This window comes from Arthrobacter sp. B1I2, assembly GCF_030816485.1.
Lineage (GTDB): Bacteria > Actinomycetota > Actinomycetes > Actinomycetales > Micrococcaceae > Arthrobacter.
In genome coordinates, this window is the sequence record NZ_JAUSYC010000001.1 from 1,730,202 (window position 1) to 1,753,887 (window position 23,686).

General features: G+C 66.2%; 22 protein-coding genes and 1 pseudogene. 12 read left to right on the forward strand and 11 right to left on the reverse strand.

Translation table 11 applies throughout. The annotated features are described in order from the left end of the window. The first annotated feature begins 4 nt into the window (after positions 1 to 4). Positions 5 to 1,834 carry a S8 family serine peptidase gene (locus QFZ57_RS08070; RefSeq protein ID WP_306899373.1) on the forward strand — a complete coding sequence of 610 codons (1,830 nt, stop codon included), beginning with the start codon at positions 5 to 7 and terminating at the stop codon, positions 1,832 to 1,834. Between the two features lie 96 nt (positions 1,835 to 1,930). Next, positions 1,931 to 2,728 carry a phosphatase PAP2 family protein gene (locus QFZ57_RS08075; protein ID WP_306629931.1) on the forward strand — a complete coding sequence of 266 codons (798 nt, stop codon included), beginning with the start codon at positions 1,931 to 1,933 and terminating at the stop codon, positions 2,726 to 2,728. A 41-nt stretch (positions 2,729 to 2,769) separates the two neighbouring features. On the opposite strand, the gene QFZ57_RS08080 is transcribed toward QFZ57_RS08075, so the two are convergent. Beyond that, complete coding sequence (locus tag QFZ57_RS08080; RefSeq protein ID WP_306629932.1) at positions 2,770 to 3,087, reverse strand: MerR family transcriptional regulator; 318 nt, start codon at positions 3,085 to 3,087, stop codon at positions 2,770 to 2,772. Between the two features lie 140 nt (positions 3,088 to 3,227). On the opposite strand from QFZ57_RS08080, the gene QFZ57_RS08085 reads away from it, so the two are divergent. The 4 genes from QFZ57_RS08085 to QFZ57_RS08100 all read left to right on the forward strand — a co-directional run bounded on the left by QFZ57_RS08085 (position 3,228) and on the right by QFZ57_RS08100 (position 6,181). Next, positions 3,228 to 3,653, forward strand: coding sequence for an Hsp20/alpha crystallin family protein (locus QFZ57_RS08085; RefSeq protein WP_306632459.1), 426 nt, complete (start codon positions 3,228 to 3,230; stop codon positions 3,651 to 3,653). Positions 3,654 to 3,712: 59 nt separating this feature from the next. Then, positions 3,713 to 4,090 carry a J domain-containing protein gene (locus QFZ57_RS08090; RefSeq protein WP_306629933.1) on the forward strand — a complete coding sequence of 126 codons (378 nt, stop codon included), beginning with the start codon at positions 3,713 to 3,715 and terminating at the stop codon, positions 4,088 to 4,090. Between the two features lie 36 nt (positions 4,091 to 4,126). Beyond that, entirely contained in the window at positions 4,127 to 4,504 is a 378-nt protein-coding gene (locus QFZ57_RS08095; protein WP_306629934.1) for a hypothetical protein, read from the forward strand. 93 nt (positions 4,505 to 4,597) lie between these two features. Continuing rightward, positions 4,598 to 6,181 carry a glycoside hydrolase family 1 protein gene (locus QFZ57_RS08100; RefSeq protein ID WP_306632460.1) on the forward strand — a complete coding sequence of 528 codons (1,584 nt, stop codon included), beginning with the start codon at positions 4,598 to 4,600 and terminating at the stop codon, positions 6,179 to 6,181. Between the two features lie 68 nt (positions 6,182 to 6,249). Here the strand turns inward: QFZ57_RS08100 and QFZ57_RS08105 are convergent, their stop codons facing one another. Continuing rightward, complete coding sequence (locus QFZ57_RS08105; protein WP_373461215.1) at positions 6,250 to 7,362, reverse strand: App1 family protein; 1,113 nt, start codon at positions 7,360 to 7,362, stop codon at positions 6,250 to 6,252. Between the two features lie 32 nt (positions 7,363 to 7,394). Then, on the reverse strand, positions 7,395 to 8,126 hold the full coding sequence (locus QFZ57_RS08110; protein WP_306899378.1) for a DUF72 domain-containing protein: 732 nt from the start codon (positions 8,124 to 8,126) through the stop codon (positions 7,395 to 7,397). 45 nt (positions 8,127 to 8,171) lie between these two features. On the opposite strand from QFZ57_RS08110, the gene QFZ57_RS08115 reads away from it, so the two are divergent. The 3 genes from QFZ57_RS08115 (at position 8,172) to QFZ57_RS08125 (ending at position 11,116) form a co-directional block, all read left to right on the forward strand. Continuing rightward, a complete protein-coding gene (locus tag QFZ57_RS08115) occupies positions 8,172 to 9,980 on the forward strand; it encodes a glycoside hydrolase family 15 protein (protein WP_306901553.1) in 1,809 nt (602 codons plus the stop codon). Positions 9,981 to 10,112: 132 nt separating this feature from the next. After that, positions 10,113 to 10,406 carry a hypothetical protein gene (locus QFZ57_RS08120; RefSeq protein WP_306629937.1) on the forward strand — a complete coding sequence of 98 codons (294 nt, stop codon included), beginning with the start codon at positions 10,113 to 10,115 and terminating at the stop codon, positions 10,404 to 10,406. Further along, positions 10,403 to 11,116, forward strand: coding sequence for an HAD family hydrolase (locus tag QFZ57_RS08125; RefSeq protein ID WP_306629938.1), 714 nt, complete (start codon positions 10,403 to 10,405; stop codon positions 11,114 to 11,116). Before QFZ57_RS08120 ends, QFZ57_RS08125 begins: the two co-directional genes overlap by 4 nt. 22 nt (positions 11,117 to 11,138) lie before the next feature. On the opposite strand, the gene QFZ57_RS08130 is transcribed toward QFZ57_RS08125, so the two are convergent. Then, positions 11,139 to 11,387 (reverse strand): hypothetical protein, encoded by a 249-nt coding sequence (locus tag QFZ57_RS08130; RefSeq protein ID WP_306629939.1) that lies wholly within the window; start codon positions 11,385 to 11,387, stop codon positions 11,139 to 11,141. A 228-nt stretch (positions 11,388 to 11,615) separates the two neighbouring features. On the opposite strand from QFZ57_RS08130, the gene QFZ57_RS08135 reads away from it, so the two are divergent. After that, a complete protein-coding gene (locus QFZ57_RS08135) occupies positions 11,616 to 12,797 on the forward strand; it encodes a zinc-dependent alcohol dehydrogenase (protein WP_306629940.1) in 1,182 nt (393 codons plus the stop codon). Between the two features lie 97 nt (positions 12,798 to 12,894). On the opposite strand, the gene QFZ57_RS08140 is transcribed toward QFZ57_RS08135, so the two are convergent. From QFZ57_RS08140 to QFZ57_RS08155, 4 genes and pseudogenes are all read right to left on the reverse strand, one after another. Beyond that, complete coding sequence (locus QFZ57_RS08140) at positions 12,895 to 13,707, reverse strand: bifunctional allantoicase/(S)-ureidoglycine aminohydrolase (protein ID WP_306899382.1); 813 nt, start codon at positions 13,705 to 13,707, stop codon at positions 12,895 to 12,897. A gap of 17 nt (positions 13,708 to 13,724) precedes the next feature. Further along, positions 13,725 to 15,000: pseudogene (locus tag QFZ57_RS08145) on the reverse strand (DUF6986 family protein). Between the two features lies 1 nt (position 15,001). Continuing rightward, a complete protein-coding gene (aceB, locus tag QFZ57_RS08150; RefSeq protein WP_306899384.1) occupies positions 15,002 to 16,600 on the reverse strand; it encodes a malate synthase A in 1,599 nt (532 codons plus the stop codon). A 33-nt stretch (positions 16,601 to 16,633) separates the two neighbouring features. Next, positions 16,634 to 18,076 (reverse strand): NAD-dependent malic enzyme, encoded by a 1,443-nt coding sequence (locus QFZ57_RS08155; RefSeq protein ID WP_306899386.1) that lies wholly within the window; start codon positions 18,074 to 18,076, stop codon positions 16,634 to 16,636. A gap of 220 nt (positions 18,077 to 18,296) precedes the next feature. On the opposite strand from QFZ57_RS08155, the gene QFZ57_RS08160 reads away from it, so the two are divergent. Further along, positions 18,297 to 19,052, forward strand: a complete 756-nt coding sequence (locus tag QFZ57_RS08160; RefSeq protein WP_306899387.1) for an IclR family transcriptional regulator — start codon at positions 18,297 to 18,299, stop codon at positions 19,050 to 19,052. A 140-nt stretch (positions 19,053 to 19,192) separates the two neighbouring features. Here the strand turns inward: QFZ57_RS08160 and QFZ57_RS08165 are convergent, their stop codons facing one another. Then, complete coding sequence (locus QFZ57_RS08165; RefSeq protein WP_306629946.1) at positions 19,193 to 20,698, reverse strand: nucleobase:cation symporter-2 family protein; 1,506 nt, start codon at positions 20,696 to 20,698, stop codon at positions 19,193 to 19,195. Between the two features lie 176 nt (positions 20,699 to 20,874). Next, a complete protein-coding gene (pucL, locus tag QFZ57_RS08170; RefSeq protein ID WP_306899391.1) occupies positions 20,875 to 21,783 on the reverse strand; it encodes a factor-independent urate hydroxylase in 909 nt (302 codons plus the stop codon). Positions 21,784 to 22,143: 360 nt separating this feature from the next. Between pucL and QFZ57_RS08175 the strand changes: the two genes are divergently transcribed. Continuing rightward, entirely contained in the window at positions 22,144 to 22,320 is a 177-nt protein-coding gene (locus tag QFZ57_RS08175; RefSeq protein WP_306899393.1) for a hypothetical protein, read from the forward strand. Positions 22,321 to 22,438: 118 nt separating this feature from the next. Here QFZ57_RS08175 and ligD read toward each other — a convergent pair whose 3' ends face one another. Further along, the gene (ligD, locus tag QFZ57_RS08180; protein ID WP_306899395.1) at positions 22,439 to 23,683 is read right to left on the reverse strand and encodes a non-homologous end-joining DNA ligase; all 1,245 of its coding nucleotides are present in this window, start codon (positions 23,681 to 23,683) and stop codon (positions 22,439 to 22,441) included. Positions 23,684 to 23,686: the final 3 nt, after the last annotated feature.

Below are 23,686 nucleotides of genomic sequence, written 5' to 3' on the forward strand. Positions count from 1 at the left end.
CTTCGTGCTGCCGGCCCTCACGGCCCTGCTGTCCGCCGTCGCCCTTTCCACCGCGTCCCTGCCCGCCGCCGCGGCTCCTGTCACTGGCCCGCCCGCCGAGGCGGCCGGAGCCGGCAACGGCACCGGCCGCTATATCGTCCGGTTCGCCCCCACTGCCGATGTCGCAGCCGAGGTGTCCGGACTTCGCGGGCAGGGCCTCGCCGTCGGCCGTACCTTTGGACACGCAGTCCGCGGCGCCGTGGTCACCGCCAACCCGGCCCAGGCGGCAACCCTCAGGAGGTCCGGGAAAGTGTTGTCCGTGGAGCCCGACGCCCCCGTCAAAGTTTCGGGGACCGAGCAGCCTGCTCCCTGGGGCCTGGACCGTGCTGACCAGCGGGCGCTTCCGCTTTCCGGTTCCTACTCCTGGACCGCGGCCGGCACCGGCGTGACCGCTTACGTGGTGGACACCGGCATCCTCGCATCGCACTCCGACTTCGGCGGCCGGGTGGCAGCAGGCTGGACCGCCGTGGCGGACGGCAACGGCACTACTGACTGCAACGGCCACGGCACCCACGTGGCCGGAACCGTGGCCGGCGCCACGTACGGCGTGGCCAAGAGCGCCACCCTGGTGCCGGTCAGGGTGCTCGACTGCGCCGGGTCCGGCTACAACTCGGACGTGGTGGCGGGCCTGGACTGGATCGCCGCGAACCACGCCGCAGGGGCGCCCGCGGTGGCCAACCTCAGCCTGGGCGGAGCTGCCAGCAGTACCGTGGACGCCGCCATCCAGGCAGTCATTGACGACGGCGTCACCACCGTGGTTGCCGCCGGAAACTCCGCCGTGGACGCCTGCACCGCTTCACCCGCCCGCGTCCCGGGCGCCGTGACGGTGGCAGCCAGCGACTCCGCCGACAAGCAGGCGTCGTTCTCCAACTTCGGGTCCTGCGTGGACCTGTACGCTCCCGGCGTCGGCATCACCTCCACCTACTACACCTCCACCACCGCCACGGCATCCATGTCCGGAACCTCCATGGCTGCGCCGCACACTGCCGGGGCCGCCGCCGTCCTGCTGTCACAGAATCCCGCACTGACGCCGGCCCAGGTGGCCGGGGCACTGGTATCCAACGCCACCGCCGGAGTGATCGCCGGGGCCACCACGGGAACCCCGAACCGGCTGTTGTACACGGCCGCGGACGCGACGGCACCTGCTCCTGCTCCTGCCCCGACCGTCACCTCCGTCGCGCCGGCCGCCAGGGCCACGGCAGTGGCAGCCGGCACGAACGTATCGGCCGCCTTCAGTGCCGCTGTGCAGGGTGTGTCCGCCGCGACCTTCGTGCTCAGGAATGCAGCCGGCACCACCATTGCGGCCACCGTCACCTACAACGCCACCACCAGGACGGCCACCCTTGATCCGGCAGCAAACCTGGCCGCCGACACAAGCTACACCGCCAGCCTGGCAGGTGGAACCTCGGCCATCCGCGATGCCGCGGGCACGCCGCTGGCCTCCATCAGCTGGACGTTCACCACCGGCCCGGCGCCCACCGTCACCGGATACTCCCCGGGCAGCAACGACCTCCTGGTCCGCCGGAGCAGCAACATCAGCGCCACCTTCAGCGAGGCAGTCCAGGGCGTCGGCACCACCACGTTCACACTGAAAAACACGTCCACGGGCGCCGTGGTGGCGGCAGCGGCCTACCGCAATGGCACCACCAACCAGTGGGTCCTGGACCCCCAGGAACCGCTGGCCGCAAAGACCCGGTATACCGTGACGCTGACCGGGGGGACCGCCGCCATCCGGGACCTGGCCGGAAACCCCCTCGCAGGCCGGAGCTGGCAGTTCACCACCGGCTCGTTCTGACCGCGTGATGGAGTGAATGGCCCGTCGCCGGGATAATCTTCAGCCTAGGCATTCATCACGGTACGCATTTACGGCGGCGTAGGGACGGGCAGCACATTGGTACAGAAATCAGCAGGTTCCGCAGCCACGAAAAAGAGCAACGGCAGGTGGCACACCTTCCATGAAAAGTTCGTGGTGGAGGAACGCTACGTGGACCCTGACGACCGGCGCGGTCTTTACCGGGCGTCAGCCATCCTGGCCGTGGCGGGGCTGGCACTCTTTATTGCCACGCTTGTCAGCGTGGTCCAGGCCGACGGGCTCTCCGCCGCCGACACCCCCGTGCATGACTGGCTGCTGACAACCCGTTCGGGCGCCGTGACGGCCATCATGATCTTCCTGGCCGTGTTCTTCGGACCCATCGCACTGCCGATCATCGTGCTGGTGGTGATCCTTGTCTGGGGATTCGCAGCCAAACACGCCTGGCGCCCCATCCTGCTCGCGTCCGCGATGCTGACCGGCGTGATTGTTTCGCAGATCATCCTCCACATCGTCCAGCGGTCGCGGCCGCCCGTGGACCAGATGCTGTTCGGTGCGGACCAGACCTTTTCGTTCCCGTCCGGGCACGTCCTGGGAGCCTGCGACTTCCTGCTGGTGGGCGCCTACCTCATCTTCTCCCGGCGCCGGAACCCGCGCGCAGCAGTCTTCGGATTTATCGGGGCCGGAATCGGGATCATCCTCGCTATCGTCAGCCGCCTGTACCTTGGCTATCACTGGACCACCGACGCGCTGGCATCGTTCTCGCTGTCGCTGCTCATCCTTGGCGGGGTCATCGCGCTCGATACCTGGCGGACGGCCAGGATTCCGGGGGAGCCCGTCACCGGAGAGCTGTCAAAGGCGGAATTCCCCCCGGAGTAGTACGTTCCCGGGAAGGAGCCGGTCCGGCCTGCTCCCCGGGCTCACTGCGGCCGCGACCTTGCACGCTTGAGCGCCCGGTGCAGTTTGACGTTCGCTGCCTCCAGCTCCAGGACTTTGGCAACGCCTGCCAGGTTCAACCCCTCCTGCAGGAGCTCCCCGATCCGCAGCAGCACGGCGATATCGTCGTCGCTGTACTGGCGCGTGCCGCCCGCTGTCCGCGAGGGCGTCAGCAGCCCCTTGGTCTCGTACAGCCTGATGTTTTGCTGTCCGGTTCCCGTGAGTTCCGCCGCCACCGAGATGGCGTACAGGGCCCGTGAACCGGGGGAGCGGCCGTCCCGTCCTGCTTCAGGACCTGCCATGTTGCCTCCCAAATCCGCTCCTCCGGTATCTTGCTTCAGTTTCCCACGAGTGCTATAAAAAATCTATATCAATCACCATAGATTAAGCGGGGATGGATGGCTGCAGATCCAGTACCTGGAAACTGAAGGAGTGGGAAATGATGTTAATGCGTACCGACCCGTTCCGTGAGCTGGACCGGCTCACCCAGCAGGTCTTTGGGACCGCCGCCCGCCCGGCGGCCATGCCCATGGACGCGTGGCAGGAAGAGGGGGAATTCGTGGTGGCGTTCGACCTTCCCGGTGTGAAGGTGGATTCCCTTGACCTGAACGTTGAACGGAACGTCCTGACCGTGAGGGCCGAGCGCCAGGAACCGACGCAGGCCAATGTGGAGCTTGTGGCATCGGAGCGTCCCCGTGGTGTGTTCAGCCGCCAGTTGATTCTGGGTGACACCCTGGACACCGAGAAAATCAAGGCCAGCTACGACCAGGGCGTCCTGACCCTGCGGATCCCGGTTGCTGAACAGGCCAAGCCACGCAAGATCGAGATCCAGACCCAGCAGGGCGGGATGCAACAGGTCGGCGCCTAGGACCACGCTTTACCGCACCTTCCCAGCCGGCAGGGGCGCCGGCGGAACAGGAGGCTGGGATGACTGATGTCCCTGATTACTACACCATCCTGGGCGTAGGGCGGGATGCCACCCGGCAGGAAATCTCGCATGCATACCGTGCCCTCATGCGCAGCCACCATCCGGACATGGACGGCGGGCAGGCAACCGGGAAGACCGAAGCGATGGGGGATAAGCCGGCGAAGAAAGGCAATCCCGGGCAAAGGGACGAACTCCTCCGGATCATGCAGGCGTTCAACGTGCTGCGTGACCCCGGGCGCCGCGCCGACTACGACAGGAAGCTGGCGGCAGCGGCACCCACCATCATTCCTGTCCGGAAAGTCCGCGGCACGGGCGGAGTATCCGGGCACACCATCCGCGTCACCCCGGTGCGGTGGGAAAGCGGGCCCTGGTCCTGAACCCAGGGCTATTCATTCAAGGAGGCGGAAAACTGCATGAGCGACTGGCGGCGCTACGATTCTCACCTTATTCCTGCATTCCACGAGCGTTTTGAGCAGCGGTGGGGTGCGGGAACGGCACCCTTCCTGGACCCCGAGGCGCATGAACAGCCCCTGCCGCGGGCCCAGTGGATCAACCCGGCCACAGGTGCCGCGTTGGCGGTGGTCCCGGTCTGGACCGCCGATGAGAGGCAGCAGCGCTCCTTCGGCGTGTTCTACCTCCCGCCCGCCGGGGACATCTGGGTCCTTCGGCCCGGCTACACCGGGTACCTGGAACCGTCCGACGGCGACACAGAACACCTGGTGACACTGCGCAACGATGCCTTCCGCAAGGCAGTCGCGCACGCCAAGGAGTTCCTCTTCGGATCGCAATAGCCGACGTCCCGGGGGCGGACCTGCTGCCCGTCAGCCCTCCCTTGTGCCATCCTGAGACGTACCCTGACCACCGTGACTAAAAGGCTGGACCCAATGCACATCTCCGCCAAGGACCTCGCAGCGATCATCCCTCCGGGGTTCACGCTTGGCGTCGCCACCGCAGCATTCCAGATCGAAGGGGCGCTGGACGAGGACGGCCGCGGACCCGCGGGCTGGGACAGGTTTGCCGCCAAACCCGGCGCCATCGTGGAGGACCACAGCCCCGTGGTGGCCACGGACCACTACCACCGGATGCCGCAGGACGTGGCCCTCCTCAAGCAGCTTGGCGTTGACTCCTACCGGTTCTCCTTTTCCTGGCCGCGCATCCAGCCGGGCGGCACCGGACCGGCCAACCGCGCAGGCATGGCGTTTTACGACCGGCTCCTGGATGAGCTGCTGGCCAACGGGATCGCGCCAATGGCCACCATCTACCACTGGGACACGCCCCTGGAGCTGGATGAGGCGGGCGGCTGGATGAACCGGGACACCGCCTACCGGCTGGGGGAGTACGCCGCGCTCGTGGCGGACGCCTTCGGGGACAGGGTGGCCCGGTGGGTCACCATCAACGAGCCGGCAACGGTGAGCGCCAACGGCTATTCCCTGGGGCTGCATTCGCCCGGCAAGGACCTCGCCCTGGGCGCCTTCCCCACCGTCCACCACCAGCTGCTGGGCCATGGGCTGGCCGTACAGGCCCTTCGCGCCGCACGGGTACCTGGCGAAATCGGCATGACCAACGTCTATTCGCCCATGGTGCCGAACTCCGCCAACCCCCTGGACAGGATCAGCGCCGGCCTCATGGACCTGGGCCAGAACCGGCTCTACGCGGACCCGGTCCTGACGGGCAAGTATCCGGACCTCATCCGCGCGGCCAAGGTCTTCAGCTCCTTTGAACATCCCGAAGAGGACATGGAGATCATTTCCCAGCCTCTCGATTTCTATGGGCTCAACTACTACATGCCCACCAAGGTGGCCGTCGGGCCGGGCAACGGCGCCGTGCCGGCGAGCATGGCCGAGGCCATGGGCAGCGACCTCAGTGCGGCAGGCAGTGGCGGGACGCCCTTCCACGTGGAGGCCTGGCCGGAAGCGGACGTCACCGCCTACGGTTGGCCGGTCAAGCCCGAGTACATGGCCGTGGCCCTGAGGGAGATGGCGGAGCGTTACCCCAACCTGCCTCCGGTGATCATCACCGAAGGCGGAGCCAGCTTCGAGGACATCATTGTCCGGGACAAGTCCACCAACACCAGGTTCATCCCGGACGAGCGCCGGCTGAAGTACATTTCCGACCATCTTGAAACCGCGCTGCGCGCCACGGCCCCCGGCGGTGAGGCGGAGTCCGTGGATCTTCGCGGCTATTACGTGTGGTCGTTTTTGGACAACTTTGAGTGGTCGGCAGGATACAAGCAGCCGTTCGGCCTTATGCACGTGGACTTCGAAACGCTGGAGCGGACGCCCAAGGCATCCTACTTCTGGTTCCAGGAGCTGATCGAGGAACGCGACCTGGCTGCCGCGGCTGAGGCGGCGATCGCGCAGGCCGCGGTTCCGGATCTGCTGGGTGGTGAAGATTTCGAGGGCAGTGCGGAAATGGTGGACAGTGAAGCGCCCGACGACGGCGCGCCCCTGGGTGCCAGCGCACAGTAACGCACACCACCGCAAGGCACAGCACCCTAAGTCACAGCACCGTAAGGCGCTGCTGGGTGTGGCGCCGGTCAGCCCCGGAGCAGGTCCAGCATGGCGAGCTGCTTGGCGATGCCGGCGCCATCAGGGGAGTAGATCCACGGCACGCGGGAGGTTGTGTGGTCTCCGTCCTCGGAGTGGCCGCCCGCGAACACCGACTCGCTGACGGACAGCTGCCGGATGGCGATCGCAGCAACCTTGTCCGGGTTTTCGGCGGCAAAGGCGGAGTAGATGGCCTCGTCGTGCTGGCCGTTGTCACCGATCAGGAGCCACCGCATATCCGGGAATTCCTGGGCCAGCCGCTCCAGGTTGCGGTGCTTGTGGTCCTGGCCGCTGCGGAACCAGCGGTCCTGCGTGAGGCCCCAGTCCGTCAACAGCAGCGCGCCCTTGGGGTACATGTTGCGGGTCAGGAACCGCGCCAGGGTGGGGGCTGCGTTCCAGGGGCCGGTGGACAGGTAGATGACCGGCGCCTCGGGGTGTTCAATGGTCAGCCGGTCCAGCAGCACGGCCATGCCCGGCGTGGCCATGCGTGCCCGTTCGCTGAGTACGAAGGTGTTCCACAAGGCCAGGAAGGGCCGGGGCAGGGCGGTCACCATGACGGTGTCGTCGATGTCCGAGACGATCCCGAATTCCACGCCCGGGGCGATCACCTGGATCAGTGCCTCGGCCGGTTCGGTTCCCTCCGCCCGCAGCACCGCGGTGTGCCAGCCGGGGGACAGCTGCACGTCCACCTCGGTGTCAATCAGCCCGCCCCGGTCCGCCGTGACGTGGGTGACCACATCGCCGATGGTGATTTCGACGTCGGTAAACTGCAACGGCACCCCGGTGAAGGCGCGCCAGCCGCGGATGTTCTGGGTGCCGTTCCTGGCTTCGTGCTCGGCCTTGCTCCCCGGCAGGGGACTCTGCGTCAGCAGCACCCGGCCCAGCACGCGCACCCGGGTGGTGGAGCCGTAGCCCTGGTAGGCGATGGTTTGCGGCACGAACTTCCAGCGTTTCGCGAGCCTGATCCGGATGTCGTTGACCGTGTCCGACACATGGTGCGCCAGCCGGAAGAACTGGCTTCCGGAAAGGGCCGTGTGCCCCTTTGTGTTCCGCCGGGGTGGGCGCGCCGTGTCCTGGGCGGTGTTCTGCGGGGCCGTGTCCATGCCACCACTCTGCCACAGCGCGGCAGCACGCATCAGCCCTTGCCGAGGATCGCGCGCAGGGTCTGGGCGTTCCGCACTGCGTTCCCGCCGCCGTCGTTGTTGAAGTAGGCGTAGACATCGATGCCCGTGCCGTCCCACTCACGGATCCGGTCGGCCCACCAGTGAAGGTCGTCGTCGGAGTACGAGCCGCCGTACAGGTGCTGCTGGTCTGGTCCGTGCAGCCGGACGTAGGCAAAGGGGGCGGTGGTCCGCAGGATGCATGGCAGGTTGGCGCCGCTCATGATGCAGTAGGCCGCCTGGTGCCGCTCCAGCAGGGAGAACACCTCGGGGCACTCCCAGCTGGGGTGCCTGAACTCCACTGCAACCCTGATCCAGGTGGGAACCGCGGCGAGGAAATAGTCCAGCCTTGCGTCGTCGCGCTCCAGTTGCGGCGGCAGCTGGACCAGGAGCACGGCACGTTTGTCCCCCAGCTCGTGCCAGCACCGGGCGATCCGCTCCACCCAGACTTCCGGTGAATACAGCTTGCGCGCATGGGTGAGTCCCCGCGGAGCTTTGACTGACATGCTGAACCCGGCCGGCAGGCGGTTGTTCCAGCCGGCGAAGGTGATATCCCTGGGCCAGCGGTAAAAGCTGGCGTTCAATTCCACCGTGCTGAAGTTGGCGACGTAGTACTGGAGCCGGTCCCGGACGGGCAGCCCCGGCGGGTACAGGACGTTCTCCCAGTGGTCGTAGCTCCAGCCGGAGGTGCCGATGTGGATTGCCATTTGCCTCAGGCTACACCGGGGCCTTCCCCTTCCCTTCGCAGCTCTCTGTGGCAGGGTAATGGCATGGCGCGAATTGAAGATTATGCGGTGGTGGGCGATCTGCAGACTGGTGCCCTGATCAGCAAGGAAGGCTCGATCGACTGGCTTTGCCTTCCGCGGTTCGATTCCCCAGCCTGCTTCAATTCCCTGCTGGACACGCCGGACTCGGGGCGCTGGCTCCTGGCACCGGAAAGCGGGGGTGCATGCACCCGGCGGAGCTACCGCGACGGCACCCTGATTCTGGACACCGAGTGGGAGACGCCGGACGGAACGGTGCGGGTCACCGATTTCATGCCGCCGCGCGACTCCGTGGCTGACATCGTCCGGATCGTCGAAGGCATCAGCGGCAGCGTCAGGATGCGCGGTGAGCTGATCATGAGGTTCGACTACGGCCATATCGTGCCCTGGGTGCGCAAGGACAAGCGCGGGCTGCACGCCATTGCCGGCCCGGACGCCGTCTACCTGGTCACTCCAGCGCCCCTGCACGGCGAGAACATGCACACCATCAGCGACTTCACTGTGAACGCCGGTGAGAAGGTGCCGTTCGTGCTGACCTGGGCGCCCAGCCACGTGGGGCGCCCGGTATCCGTGCAGGCAGAAGAAGTCCTGGAAAGCACCTTTTCGTTCTGGCGGGGCTGGTCCTCGCAATGCACCGTCAAGGGGAAGTACCAGGATGCCGTGCTCCGCTCCCTGGTAACGCTCAAGGCACTGACCTACGCCCCCACCGGGGGCATCGTCGCTGCCGTCACAACATCGCTGCCGGAGCAGCCGGGCGGCCAGCGCAACTGGGACTACCGCTACTGCTGGCTGCGGGACGCCACCATGACCCTGCAGGCGCTGCTGGCTGCGGGCTACACCGCCGAAGCCGCCGCCTGGCGGGACTGGCTGCTCCGGGCCGTGGCCGGGGACCCCGCGGACCTGCAGATCATGTACGGGATCCATGGCGAGCGGCGGCTGCCGGAGATGGAATTGCCGTGGCTGGAGGGCTACGAGAACTCAGTCCCCGTGCGGATCGGAAATGCGGCAGCGGAACAGTTCCAGCTGGATGTATGGGGGGAAGTGCTTGACTGCCTCGCGCTGACCCGGAACTCGCTGCTGAAGCACACGGATGAGGCGTGGGATGTCCAGATCGCCCTGATGGAACACCTTGAAACAATCTGGGACCAGCCGGACAACGGGCTCTGGGAAATGCGGGGGCCGCGCCGGCACTTCACCCACTCCAAGGTCATGGCATGGGTGGCAGCCGACCGGATGGTGAAGGGCGTGCGCGAGTCCGGCCTGCCGGGTCCCGTGGAGCGCTGGGAGGCGCTGCGGGACCAGATCCGCCAGGACATCATGGCCAACGGCTTCGATCCTGGGCGGAACACCTTTGTCCAGTCCTACGGCCGTCCGGAACTGGATGCCAGCCTGCTGTTGATTCCCAGGGTGGGCTTCCTGCCTCCCGATGACCCCAAGGTGGTGGGGACCATCGATGCGATCCAGCGGGAGCTGACCCAGGACGGGTTTGTGCTGCGGTACCGGCCGGAACAGAGCGACGACGGCCTGCCGGGGGACGAAGGCGTCTTCCTGGCCTGTTCGTTCTGGCTGGTGGAGGCGCTCCTCGGCGCGGGCCGCTATGAGGAATCGCGGGAACTCTTCGAGCGGCTGCTGGAACTGCGTAACGATGTGGGGCTGCTGAGCGAGGAATGGGCGGTGAAGGCCGGGCGCCAATTGGGCAATACGCCGCAGGCATTCAGCCACTTCGCGCTTGTGACTAGCGCCCTGGAACTCCATCAGGATACGGTTCGGCGCAGTGATACCCCCATTCCGTCGTAGCGGGCGGATTCGTGTTGAGGCGGCGCGGACACGGGGCGAAACTTCTCCTTCGCAGGATAGATAAGTATACTTACTAACACCTCATGGAGTGCTCCCAAGCACAGTGCCGTGATTGATGGAGGAGTGATAGTTATGGCCGGATTTTTCGAACTCGTGGATGCCCCCGACGGTGGATACCGGATCAGGATGATGGACGGAAGCGGGAACCTGATGGCCATCTCGGTCACCTTCCCCACCAAGAGGGCCGCTGTGGCAGGGGTCGCAATGGCCCGGGAAATTGCCGGCACGGGCCTGATCCGGGACAAGAGCCTGAACGGGGCCGGATCCGTCATCCGGGAGCGTGTGCGGCCGGTCAGCTCTCCCAAGGAGGACGCTGTCAGGCGGAAGAAGGCTCCGGAAGAACGACGGACAGCGGTCAGCTCATGACCGAGCCTGCAACGCCCCCTGGCGCACGGCGCCGGGGGGTCCTCTTTGACGTTGACGGGACCCTGATCGACTCGTCGTACATCCACACCATCGCGTGGTGGGGTGCGTTCCGCCAGTACGGCCATGACGTGCCCATGGCGGCCATTCATCAGCTCGTAGGCATGGGCGGCGCGCGGTTGGTGGACAACCTCCTGCCGTCCGGCCGGGACCGCGGCGAGGACGAGGACATCATGGCCAGCCACGGAGCCCTCTATGCGTCCCACTGGCCCTCGCTCCGCGCGCTTGACGGCGCCAAGGAACTGCTGGGCCAATGCCACGCGGGCGGGCTGGCCGTGGCGCTGGCCTCCTCGGCGCGGCAGCGGGACCTTCAGGTCATGCGGACCGTCCTGGACGCCGACGCCTTCATCGACGCCGCCACCAGTGCCAACGATGCCGAGGAAAGCAAGCCCGCGCCGGACATCCTGGAGGCGGCCCTGGCCGCCGTCGGTGTCGACGCTGCGGATGCCGTCTACGTCGGTGACGCAGTCTGGGACATGCAGGCTGCGGCGGCGCTGGGGATCCCGTCCATTGGGGTTACCTGCGGGGGAATCCAGGCAGCCCAACTTCGCGACGCCGGTGCGGTGGAGGTTTACGAGGGGCCGCGGGACCTGCTGGAGAACCTTGGCTCAAGTGCCATCGGCCGGCTTCTTGCGCTGCAGCCGAACCGCTGACGGTGCCACTGCCCGGCAGTGGTCAGAGCGGCTGGCCGCCCGGCACTGAATCCTCGTCGCCGGCGATGGCGGGCTTGGTCCATGACACCACCACCTTCACCGAGCCGTCGTCGTTCCGCTCAATGTCCGTGGCCACCTCGGCCGGCGGAGCGCCCATTTCCGCGATCCGCGCCCGGTAGGTGTTGACCAGTTCCACCAGGCTGTCTTCGGTCCATTCTCCGGGGCGCATGCGGGTGGAGATCTCGACCGGTTCCGGCTGGTACAGCGACATGGCGTTCCTCTTTCACGTGGTCTTCTGCTCTGGTCAACGGTTGCCCTGCTGCCTGATGCCTGCGCCCGGGCCCTTCCTACGCTAGGAGCAGTCTACGGCGGCCACAAGGTTTCATCAGCATGCTTACTTTTTTTCCGGAAAACCGATAGCGTCGAAGAAAGGGTGCCTGCAGGCGTCCTGGCCTGCCCCGGGAGACCCCCAGGGGCACAACAGAGCGAAAGGGAGACTGTGAAAGCACTGACGTGGCAAGGAAAGCGGTCGGTAAGCGTTGAAGAAGTACCTGATCCCGTCATCCAGGAACCAACGGATGCGATCGTCCGGATCACCTCCACCGCCATCTGCGGGTCCGACCTGCACCTCTATGAAGTCCTGGGCCCCTACATGCACAAGGGGGATGTCATCGGCCATGAACCGATGGGCATCGTGGAGGAAGTGGGTAGCGCCGTCACCAACCTCCGCAAGGGCGACCGTGTGGTGATTCCCTTCAACATCTCCTGCGGTTCCTGCTTCATGTGCAGCCAAGGCCTGCAGTCGCAGTGCGAAACCACACAGGTGAAGGAGAAGGGTTCCGGTGCGGCACTGTTCGGTTTCTCCGAGCTGTATGGGTCGGTCCCCGGCGGACAGGCGGAGTTCCTTCGCGTCCCGCACGCCGATTATGGCCCCATTAAGGTGGGGAGTGAGCTTCCGGATGAACGCTACCTGTTCCTTTCCGACATCCTGCCCACGGCGTGGCAGGGCGTGGAATACGCCAATGTCCAGCCGGGTGGCACGTTGACGGTTTTCGGCCTTGGACCTGTGGGCCAGTTCGCTACCCGGATCGGGCTCCACCGCGGTTACCGGGTCGTTGGCGTCGATCCGGTCCCGGAACGGCGTGAAATGGCCGCCCGCCATGGCGTGGAAACGCTTGATTACAGCAAGGGCGTCGCCGACGAACTGCGCGAGATGACAGATGGCAGGGGGCCGAACGGCATAGTGGACGCCGTCGGGATGGAAGCGCACGGTTCCCCCGTTGCCGGCTTCGCCCACCAGGCCCTTGGCCTCCTGCCCGACAAGCTTGCGCAGAAAGCGATGGAGACGGCCGGCGTGGACCGCCTGGCGGTGCTGCATACCGCAATCGACGCGGTCCGCCGTGGCGGCACGCTATCGCTGAGCGGCGTCTACGGCGGCGAGGCCAGCCCGATGCCGCTGCTCACCATGTTCGACAAGCAGCTCCAACTGCGCATGGGCCAGTGCAATGTGCGCAACTGGACGGATGCCCTCCTTCCCCTCGTGGAGGACGACGCCGATCCGCTGGGCGTCATGGATTTGGTCACCCACCGCTCCGGCCTGGAGGGTGCGCCCGCACTGTACGAGAAGTTCCAGAAGAAGGAAGACGGCTGCATCAAAGTGGTCCTGAACCCCGGCGCATAAGCCTGGATATGGCTCGTAAGCCTGTGTACAAAACCAGGTAAGCAGCAGTAGACGCCGTGATGGGCTCCATCACGGCGTCTGCTGCTGCCCGCTGGGACTAGGTGAGGCGCACCTGGCGGTTCATGTCCTTGTAGAGCAGGTAGCGGAACTCGCCCGGGCCGCCGGCGTAGCAGGCCTGCGGGCAGAAGGCGCGGAGCCACATGAAGTCGCCGGCCTCCACCTCCACCCAGTCGTTGTTCAGCAGGTACATGGCCTTGCCCTCCAGGACGTACAGGCCGTGTTCCATGACGTGGGTTTCCGGGAACGGGATCACCCCGCCCGGCTGGAACGTCACGATGTTCACCTGCATGTCGTGGGCCAGGTCGTTGGAGTCAGTGAAGCGGGTGGTCTTCCAGACGTCGTTGGTATCCGGCATGGACGTGGGCTCCACGTCCTTTTCGTTGGTGACGAAGGATTTGGCCTCGAAGCCTTCCAGGCGCTCGTAGGCCTTGCGGATCCAGTGGAAGGAGACGACGTCGTCGGAAACGTTCTCCAGCCCCCACTGTGCGCCGGCGGCCAGGTAGGCGTAGCCACCTTCCTCCAGCTGGTGCAGTTCGCCGTCGAGGGTCAGGTTCAGTTTGCCCTTGGTGACAAAGATGACGCCTTCCACGCCTTCCTCGAACTCTGCCCTGGGTGCCCCGCCGCCGGGACCGATTTCGACGATCAGCTGCGAGAACGTGGTGGCGAAGCCGGAGATGGGGCGGGCGATGATCCAGGAGCGGGTGTTCGAAAAACCCGGAAGGTTTGACGTGACGATGTCCGTCATGACGCCCTTGGGGATCACCGTGTACGCCTCGGTGACGATGGCGCGCTCGGTGGTCAGGTGGGTCTGCGGCGGCAGCCCGCCGGTGGGGGAGTAGTACTTGCCCATGAACAAAGATCCTTTGCTTAGGAGTTGGAAGTGGTGGCGAGCCGCGGGTGCGCCAGTGCGGTGAGCCGGGGAAGTCCGACCGCCGGCAAGCACCTGGACTTCCCCAGCCCCCACTGCGCCGCACTGCACGCCCCGGAGCACGAAGGCGGCCAGGGCACGGGCCGTGGCGGGCTCGTCCATGACGCCGCCTTCGGTCCGCTCCACATAGCTGCGCAGGCGGGCGGCGGCAGCAGGCAGACCCTCACGGTAGAACGCGTAGGTAGCGGCGAACCGGCTGGCCAGTTGGGCCGGGTGCAGGTCCCAGCCCTGGTAGTAGCCGCGCTCCAGCGAGCGCCGGACCAGGCGTCCGTGCAGCTGCCAGGCGTTCTCCACGTTGTCGCCCACCGGGATGATGTTGGTGGATCCGTCCGAGAGCCGGATGCCGGTACCGGCCACGGCCAGCTGCATGACTTCCTTGGCGAAATCGGCCACGGGGTGCTCCATGGACTGGTATTCGGCCGAGATCTGCAGCGACGCCGAGTAGTCGTACGTGCCGTAGTGCAGGCCGCTGATCCGGCCGGGGACGGCATGCGGCAGCTGCGCCACCGGTGACGTGCCCTCCGGCCCGAGGATCAGCTGCGGCGTTTCCACCTGGACCTCGAACCGCAGCCGCCCGCCCGGCAGGGAGTGGACTTCCTCCAGCCGGGACACGGCGTAGTCCATGGCCTGCACCTGGGCCACCGTGGTGACCTTGGGCAGCGTTAGGACCAGCCCGTCGGGCAGTTCACCCGCGGCCGCCAGGCCGGAGACGAACAGGTCCAGGGTGCGCAGCCCGCGGGCGCGGGTGGCCGCCTCGAAGCACTTGAAGCGGATGCCGATGAACGGGGGAGCGGACCCGGCTGCGACTGCGGCGGCCACCGCGGACGCCGCGGCAACCGCGGCGGCGTCCTCGGCGTCGTCTCCCCTGTCCCCGAAACCGTCCTCAAAGTCCAGGCGCAGGTCCTCGATTGGCTCGCTGGCCAGCTTCGCCTCAACGCGCGCGGCCACGGCTTCGGCGAGGCCTGCGTCCTGGCCCAGGAGCCGCCCCAGCTTTTCGAAGCCGCCGTGCGCGTCCGCCGTCGCCGTTGCTTCGGCGCCCCACCCGGCAGTGAGCGACGCCGTGAAACGGTCCGCGGGCACGTACACCGTGTGCACGGGCTGGCGGGAGCCGTCGTCGCCGGGGTAGTTCCGGTCCAGGAGGCGGTCCGTGGCGGCCAGCTGCCCGTCGATGTGTGCCAGGTCCCCCGCCGAGAGCGATGGTTTGGGTGCTGCCATCTCAGCCCACCAGTTCGTAGGCGGGCGTGGTGAGGAAGTCGGTGTAGTCGTCTGAGAGGCAGATGCCCGCGATCAGTTCGCTGGCCGGCCGGTAGTAGCGGCGGAAGGCTTCGTCGCCGAACTCGGCGCGCAGCCGCTCAGTTTCCTCGCCCAGGATCCGCTCTACCAGTTCCTTGGTTACCGTGTTGCCGGTGTCCGCCAGGACGGACTTGTTGCGGATCTGCTGCCACACCTGGGAGCGGGAGATTTCCGCGGTGGCGGCATCCTCCATCAGGTTGTGGATGGCCACGGCGCCGTTTCCGGACAGCCAGACGGCGGTGTAGGCCACGGCGACGTAGAGGTTCAGGCGCAGGCCGGCCTCGGTGACCTGGCCGCCCGCGGAGGACACATCCAGCAGCTGTTCAGCCGTGACGGAAACCTCCGGGCGCTGCTTGTCCACCTGGTTGGGCTTGTCGCCCAGCACGGAGTCGAAGACCTCGCGGCAGGTTGGGACCAGGTCCGGGTGCGCAACCCAGGAGCCATCGAACCCGTCATTTGCCTCGCGGGTCTTGTCCGCCCGCACCTTCTCGAACGCCGCTTCGGTGACTTCGGGGTGGCGGCGGTTGGGGATCACAGCGGCCATGCCGCCCATGGCGAAGGCACCGCGCTTGTGGCAGGTCTTCACCAGCAGTTCGGTGTACGCCCGCATGAACGGGGCCGTCATCACCACCGACGCGCGGTCCGGCAGGACGAACTCCTCGCCGGCGTCCCGGAAGTACTTGATGATGCTGAACAGGTAGTCCCAGCGGCCGGCGTTGAGGCCCGAAGCGTGGTCCCGCAGTTCGTAGAGGATCTCATCCATCTCGAAGGCCGCCGGTATGGTCTCGATCAGGACCGTAGCCCGGATGGTTCCCTGGTTCAGTCCCAGGAAGTCCTGCGCGAAGACAAACACGTCGTTCCACAGCCGGGCCTCAAGGTGGCTCTCCATCTTGGGCAGGTAGTAGTACGGCCCCTGCCCGTTGAGCACCAGCTGTTTGGCGATGTGGAAGAAGTGCAGGCCGAAGTCCACCAGCGCGCCCACTGCGGGTTCGCCGTTGATGAGCAGGTGCTTCTCCGGCATGTGCCAGCCGCGGGGGCGGGCCACCACGACGGCGAGCGGCGCGTCGGTGCGAAGCCGGTACTCCTTGCCCTCGTCCGAGGTGTAGCTGAGGGTGCCCTGGGCAGCGTCGCGGAGGTTCAGGATGGCGTCGATGACGTTCGCCCAGGTGGGCGTGCTGGCGTCCTCGAGGTCCGCCAGCCACACCTTGGCGCCGGAGTTCAGGGCATTGATGGCCATCTTCGCCGGCGAGGCGGGCCCGGTCATCTCAACCCGGCGGTCCTGCAGGGCTGCCGGTGCGGGCGCAACTTTCCAGTCGCCGTCGCGCACTTCCTTGGTTTCCGGCAGGAAGTCCAGCTTGCCGGTATCGGCGACCCGCTGCCGTTTGACGGCACGTGCCGCCAGGAGCTCGTTGCGGGTGCCGGCGAACCGGTTGTGAAGCTCCTCCACGAACGCGAGTGCCTTGGGTGTGAGGATCTCCTCTGCGCGGTCGATCGGCCGGGGATCTGTGACGGTGATGGCCATTTCTGGTCCTTTCCTTGGCTGGAAGTCGGGCGGTCAGGCGGAGGCCAGGGCGGCTTCGGGTGCTGATGCTGCAGCAGCCGCGGTTGCCACGTTGGCGGCGTGGGCTGCAGCAGCCACGGCTGCGGCGACGTCGGCGGTCACGTGCGGGTCGAAGATGCTGGGGATAATGTAGCTGGCATTGAGCTCGTCGTCAGCTACCCGCTTGGCGATAGCCTCCGCGGCGGCCACCAGCATCTCCGGGGTGATGTCCGAGGCTCCGGCGTCGAGCAGGCCGCGGAAGAAGCCCGGGAAAGCCAACACGTTGTTGATCTGGTTGGGGAAGTCGCTGCGGCCCGTGGCCACCACGGCGGCGTGCCTGGACGCAACGGCGGGGTCCACCTCGGGCGTGGGGTTGGCCATGGCGAACACGACGGCGTTTTCCGCCATGGAGGCCACGTGCTCCTCGGCCAGGATGTTCGGCGCGGAGACGCCGATGAAGACGTCGGCGCCCGCCATGGCCTGGTGCAGGCTGCCGGCGAAGCCCTCCTGGTTGGTGTTCTCCGCGATCCAGGTGCGGTGCCCGTCGTCGTACGTCTCTCCCTTGTGGATGGCGCCGGAGCGGCCCGCGGCGATGATGTGCTGCGCTCCCTGTGCCTTGAGGAGCTGGATGATGGCCGATCCGGCTGCGCCGACGCCGGAAACCACAATCTTCACGTCCTCGATCTTCTTGCCCACCACGCGCAGTGCGTTGACCAGGGCTGCAAGGGTGACGATGGCGGTGCCGTGCTGGTCGTCGTGGAAGACCGGGATATCCAGTTCCTCGCGCAGGCGGGCCTCAATCTCGAAGCAGCGTGGGGCCGCGATGTCCTCCAGGTTCACGCCGCCGAACACCGGTGCCAGCAGCTTGACGGTGCGGATGATTTCCTCAGTGTCCTGGGTGTCCAGGCAGACCGGCCAGGCGTCCACATTGGCGAACTGCTTGAACAGGGCAGCCTTGCCTTCCATCACGGGCAGGGCGGCGGCCGGGCCGATGTTGCCCAGGCCCAGCACGGCGGAACCGTCGGTGACCACGGCCACGGTGTTGCGCTTGACGGTGAGGTTGCGGGCGGTGGCGGGGTCCTCGGCGATGGCCAGGCAGACGCGGGCGACACCGGGGGTGTAGGCCCGGGAAAGGTCATCCCGGTTGCGCAGCGGGACCTTGGGGACCACTTCGAGCTTGCCGCCGAGGTGCATCAGGAAGGTGCGGTCCGAGACGTGCTGGACGGTGACGCCGTCCAGCGCATTCAGGGCGTCCTTGACGCGTGCTGCGTGCGCGTCGTCAGTGGTGTTGCAGGTGACGTCCACAACCAGGGTCTCGTGGTGGGACTCGGTGACGTCCAGGGCCGTGATCGCGGCGCCGGCCGCCCCGACGGCCGCTGCAAGTTCGCTGGTGGCGCTGAAGCTTGACGGTGCTTCCACGCGCAGGGTGATCGAATTTCCGGGGCTGGGGTTCGCCATTGAATGTCCTCCTGTTGGGCCTTTTCCGGCCTGTGCTCTGTTCTGAATGTTTTCGTATTATGGATATTATTATCTACTTTATGGAAACACAAGCCCTCTGGTCTTGCCGCCGGGTAAGCGTCGCGGTGGGAACTGCCGTGCTGTATCTTGGGTGTTCTAAACAATTCTTTTCACGATGCGGATAAGAGTTGTCGGATTCCGAGCCGTAGGAGACAACGGAATGGCAGAAAAAGCCTCTGGTGGGGTGCAGTCGGTGGAGCGGGTCTTCGAGCTGCTGGAGCTCATCACCGATGCCGGCGGCGACGTCACGCTCAGCGAGCTCTCGTCCTCCACGGACCTGCCGTTGCCCACCATCCACCGCCTGCTCCGTACCCTGGTGTCGCTTGGCTACATCCGCCAGTTGCCCAACCGGCGCTACGCCCTGGGACCGCGGCTCATCCGGCTGGGCGAAGGTGCCAACAAGCAGCTCGGCGCCCTGGCCCAGCCGCAGCTGAAGATCCTGGTGGACCGGCTGGGGGAGACGTCCAACATGGCCGTGCTGGACTCGGACATGGTGATCTACGTGGCCCAGGTGCCGTCGCTGCACTCGATGCGCATGTTCACCGAGGTGGGCCGGCGCGCCCACACCCACGCCACCGGCGTCGGCAAGGCTATCCTGGCCCAGCTCGATGACGACGCTGTCCGCGGCATCGTGGCCCGCGCCGGGATGCCAACGCCTACCGCCAAGAGCATCGGCGATGTGGAGGAACTCCTGGCCGACCTGAAGCTCATCCGCGAGCGGGGCTACTCCATTGACGAGGAGGAGCAGGAGCTCGGCGTCCGCTGCTTCGCCATGGCCGTGCCCAACGCCCCCACGCCCACGGCCATCTCCGTGTCCGGCCCGGTCTCCCGGGTGGACGAAAACTTCGCCGACAAGGCCGTGCCCATCCTCCGCGAAGCGGCCGAGGCCATCTCCCGCGAGCTGAACCGCACCTGACGCACCCCTTGGAGTTTTTGGGCAGATAACGTGACTTCGGCGGCTGCCACGTCCCGTTAGCTGTCCAAAAACTCCAGTGCCACGCACGACGGCGGTCCCTCCTTTTCGGAGCGGGCCGCCGTCGTCTTTTCCGTGGAGAGTCAGTGCTCTGGCGTCTTCCCGGCTGACTGGACGGGGACTTCCTTGCCGTCGCAGTCGATGAGCCTGCCGTTCTCGAAGCGGTCGCCTTCGGCCAGGCACCGCAGGTCCTCCGCGCGCACCAGCCGCTCGGTGCCGGCCACGAACACCGACTGGTTGTCCGAATTGCCCGCCCGCAGGTGGTTGAACAGCAGGTTCAGCAGGATGGCCATCACGGCGGCGGAGCTGATGCCCGAGTGGAAGATGGTGCCGAACCAGGACGGGAACTGGTCGTAGAAGGCCGGTGCGGCGATGGGGATCATCCCGAAGCCGATGGACGCGGCCACCACGATCAGGTTCATGTTGTTCTTGTAGTCCACCTTTGACAGGGTGCGGATGCCGCTCGCCGCCACGGTTCCGAAGAGGACGACGCCGGCACCGCCCAGGACGGGTGTGGGCACCGCCGCGACCACCCGGCCCAGGATGGGCAGCAGGCCGAGGACCACCAGGATCACGCCGCCGGCGCTGACCACGAACCGGCTCTTGACGCCGGTGATGGCCACCAGGCCCACGTTCTGCGCGAAAGCGCTCTGGGTGAAGGAGTTGAACAGCGGGGAGACGGCGCTGGAGAGCATGTCTGCCCGCAGGCCGTTGCCGATGCGCTTGGAGTCCACCTTGGTGCCCACGATCTCGCCCACCGCGATGATGTCCGCGGACGTCTCGGTCAGGGTGACCAGGATGACGATCAGCATGGAAATGATGGCTGCGACCTCGAACGTCGGCGGGCCGAAGGCGAAGGGGGTGGGGAAGGCGACGATCTCACCCTGGCCCACCTTGGAGAAGTCAGCCATGCCGAAGACCACCGCGATCAGCGTGCCCAGCACCATCGCAAGGAGGATTGACAGCCGGGAAATCGCGGCGCTGCCCACCTTGCTGAGGAGCAGGACGATGGCCATGGTGGCCGCGGCCAGCCCGATGTTCGCAACGCTCCCGTAGTTGGGCGCCTTGTTGTTGCCGCCCATGGCCCAGTTGGCGGCCACCGGCATCAGGGTGAGGCCGATGGTGGTGATCACGGTTCCGGTGACGACCGGCGGGAAGAAACGGATGATCTTCGAGAAGAGCGGTGTGATCAGCAGGCCGATCAGGGAGGCTGCGATGACGGAACCAAAGACTGCCTGGATTCCGCCGCCGCCGTGCACGATGGCCACCATTGTGGAGACGCCGGCGAAGGAGACGCCCTGCACCAGCGGCAGCTGGGAGCCGAAGAAGGGGACTCCGACGGTCTGCAGGATGGTGGCGAGGCCGCCGACGAACAGGCAGGCCGCGATGAGCAGGCCGATGTCCTGGGAATTCATCCCCGCTGCCGCGCCGATGATCAGGGGAGGGGCAATGATGCCGCCGTACATGGTGAGGACGTGCTGGAAGCCGTAGGCAAAAGTGCTTCCGATCGGGAGGCGCTGGTCCTCGGGGCGGGCGGGCCGTGCACCCTTTTGGGTGGCTGCAGAGGCCGGTTTCTTCTTGGTGTTCATGGCAGACTTTCTTGGTTCATGGCAGACGTCATCGTCTGGCTAACTGGTGTCTGGCTAACAGGGTTTGAAGGGTGTGCGTCCGGAGTTTTCGGGCACATATGCGGACTTGAGGGGTGCTGAAGTCGTCTTATCTGCCCAAAAACTCCGGACCGGATGGGGTTGTTGGCAGTGACGGGTCAGCAGAAGCCGGCGATGCCGGACCAGGCCCCCGGGGCCGCCGCAGCGTCTTCACGCTGCACGGTGGCCTCGATCAGGCCGTACGGGCGGTCCGCCGCATAGAAGACCTCGTTCGGGTTGTCCAAACCGAACGGGCTGAGGTCCACCAGGAAGTGGTGCTTGTTGGGCATGGAGAACTTGATCTCGTCGATTTCGCTGTGTGCCTCAAGGACCTTGGCGCCCATGTCGAACAGGGTCTGCTGCAGGGCGTGGGAGTACTTTTCGGTGAAGCCTTCGAGCAGGAGCCCCTTGACGTCGTCGTAGCTCTTGTTGAAGTCCAGGGTGCTGAAGTCGGTGCCGGTCTTGAAGCGCCAGCGGGCCGAAACGTCCGTGGCGAGGATCCGGTCGGTGGTTTCCGGCAGTGTGGTGTAGCGGTCCCGGGGGTAGCCGACAAAGCCGGACTGGGTGGATTTCAGGACGGTCAGGTCCTTGAGCCCGGAGATGAGGTGGCTGGTGGCGCCGTCGCGGACCAGGACGGCGGTCCGGACTTCCTGGCCGTTGCGGACGAACGAATGGTCGTGTTCGCTGCCGTGAGCCTGGATGCGGTTCCATGCATAGGACTCTGCTTCCCAGCGGCCGCCGGTGACCCAGTCGAAGCTGGAGGTGAAGTGCTCGCCGAGGCGCAGCAGGAATGCCTCCGGCGAGCCAATGCCGTCACGGGCGAAGGCGTAGATGGTGTTCTTCTGGGTGTCGGTGGCCACCACGTGGGCGTTGTCGCCCTCCAGGTGGGCCGCGGCGAAGTCGCCCCGCAGTTGCGAGGTGACGCTCAGGTCCTCGATTTCGTGGCGGTCGGTGTCCCGGGTGATTTTGACGACGCGGACTTCTGCCTTGCCGTACTGGTTTTCGCCGAGAATGATCTTGCTGCTCATGGTCTGTTCCCAATCTCCGGTAAGTGGAACCAAGGTTCCATCACTGAAATTAAGCGCGCGTTTCGAGCGCGTTTCCGGTGGAGCCGACCCAACAAAAAAGAGCCGACATCCATTGATGCCAGCTCATTACGACCCTGCCTGCTGCTCCCAGGTTACGTGACCTGCGCCACGAGTTGACTAACAGCGTACCCCCGCAAGCCGGTGGTGTACATCACAGGAAGAAAATCCTGTTTATGACTGGCCGGGGTCCACTTCGCGTTCGCCAGGCCGTTGACGACCGCCGCCCCAGGTCCTAAGCTTCTCGCATATCAATAAAACTTTTCCGAAATACGGAAATAGCAATTTGAATAGGAGGAGCAGATGACCCCCCAGGAGCAAGACGCCGTCGTGGAATTCCCGGCACCGGGGCAGGAGCTGTACCTGCCGTTCGGAGCCACTGATCCCGACTTCTACATTCCTGCCGAGCACGAGCGCCGCAGCGGAGGACTGTCCCGCTGGCTTCGTGCCCTTCCGGTGTTCGGCCGGCAGCGTTTCTGACGCGACTGAGGACCCGCATCTTCGCTGAGGACCCGCAAATTCCCTGGCGCGGCCCAAGTTTCGACGCGTCAGGGAATTTGCGCGTCAGCCTGCAATTTGCGCGTCGACTGGGTCACCCTCAGGAGCCGGGCCGTCCCGGCCACTGCTTGCCCGCCCACGGGTCGTAGTCCGCGATGAGTTCCTCCTGTGCAGGGCGTTCGGCCTCAGGTACGTGCTGCAGGTTCACCCGCACCCGGTACCAGAGCGAGCTGGACCCGCGCATCCCGTCAACCAGGACATCAGCGGGCTCAAGGGCAGGCACGACGCCGGCGTGCCGGGACTTCCATTCGTCGAGCGCCGCGAGCGCTTCCGGCTTTGTCCTGGTCCGGGCCACTTCGATGAGCGGCATCAGCGACTGCCGGCGTCCGGATCCGTTGCCGCTGCGCGGGTCTTTCTCCGCCGGGCCCAGCTTTTCGGCAAGCGCCAGGAGGCCATCCAGCCTGCCCATTGCGCCGTCAATGCCGGCATGCGGGTCCCCAATCTCCGCGAACCTCTCCAGCACGGTGGGCACCGTAAACTGCTCCGGCCGCGCAGTGCGCACCTCTTCCCAGGTGAGTGGGGTGGAGACCCGGGCATCGGGCAGCGGCCTGATGGAGTAGGCAGAGGCAACGGTGCGGTCCTTGGCGTTCTGGTTGAAGTCCACGAACACGCTTTCGCCGCGTTCCTCCTTCCACCACCGTGCGGTGGCCAGGCCGGGAGCCCGGTTTTCCACCTCCCGGGCCAGGGTTTCGGCAGCGAGCCGGACATCCCGGTAGGACCAGTCCGTGGCGATGCGCACCAGGATGTGCAGCCCGCGCGATCCGCTGGTCTTCGGCCAACCCACCAGGCCCGCGTCGTCCAGGACCTCCTGCGCCACGTATGCCACGTCCACGATCTGGGACCAGTCCACGCCCGGCATGGGGTCCAGGTCCACGCGGAGTTCGTCCGGGTGTTCAAGGTCCTCGGCGCGGACCGGGTGCGGGTTCAGGTCCAGGCAGCCGAGGTTTATCACCCAGGCCAGGCCGGCCGCATCGCGGATCACTGCCTCCTCGGCTGAGGTCCCCGACGCGTAGTGCAGTGTGGTGGTGTCGATGAAGGGCGGGTGGTTCTCCGGCACACGCTTTTGGAAGAACGGCTCCGCGTCGATGCCCTTGGGAAACCGCTTGAGCACCATCGGCCGGCCGCCCGCACCCCGCAGCGCCCCGTCCGCCACCGCCAGGTAATACCGCACCAGGTCGAGCTTGGTCAGCCCGGGCTCCGGGAATACCACCTTGTCCGGGCTTGAGATCCGGACTTTAGTTCCATCCACATCGAGAACCTCGGGCGGCGTCTTTGACGGAGTCATGGC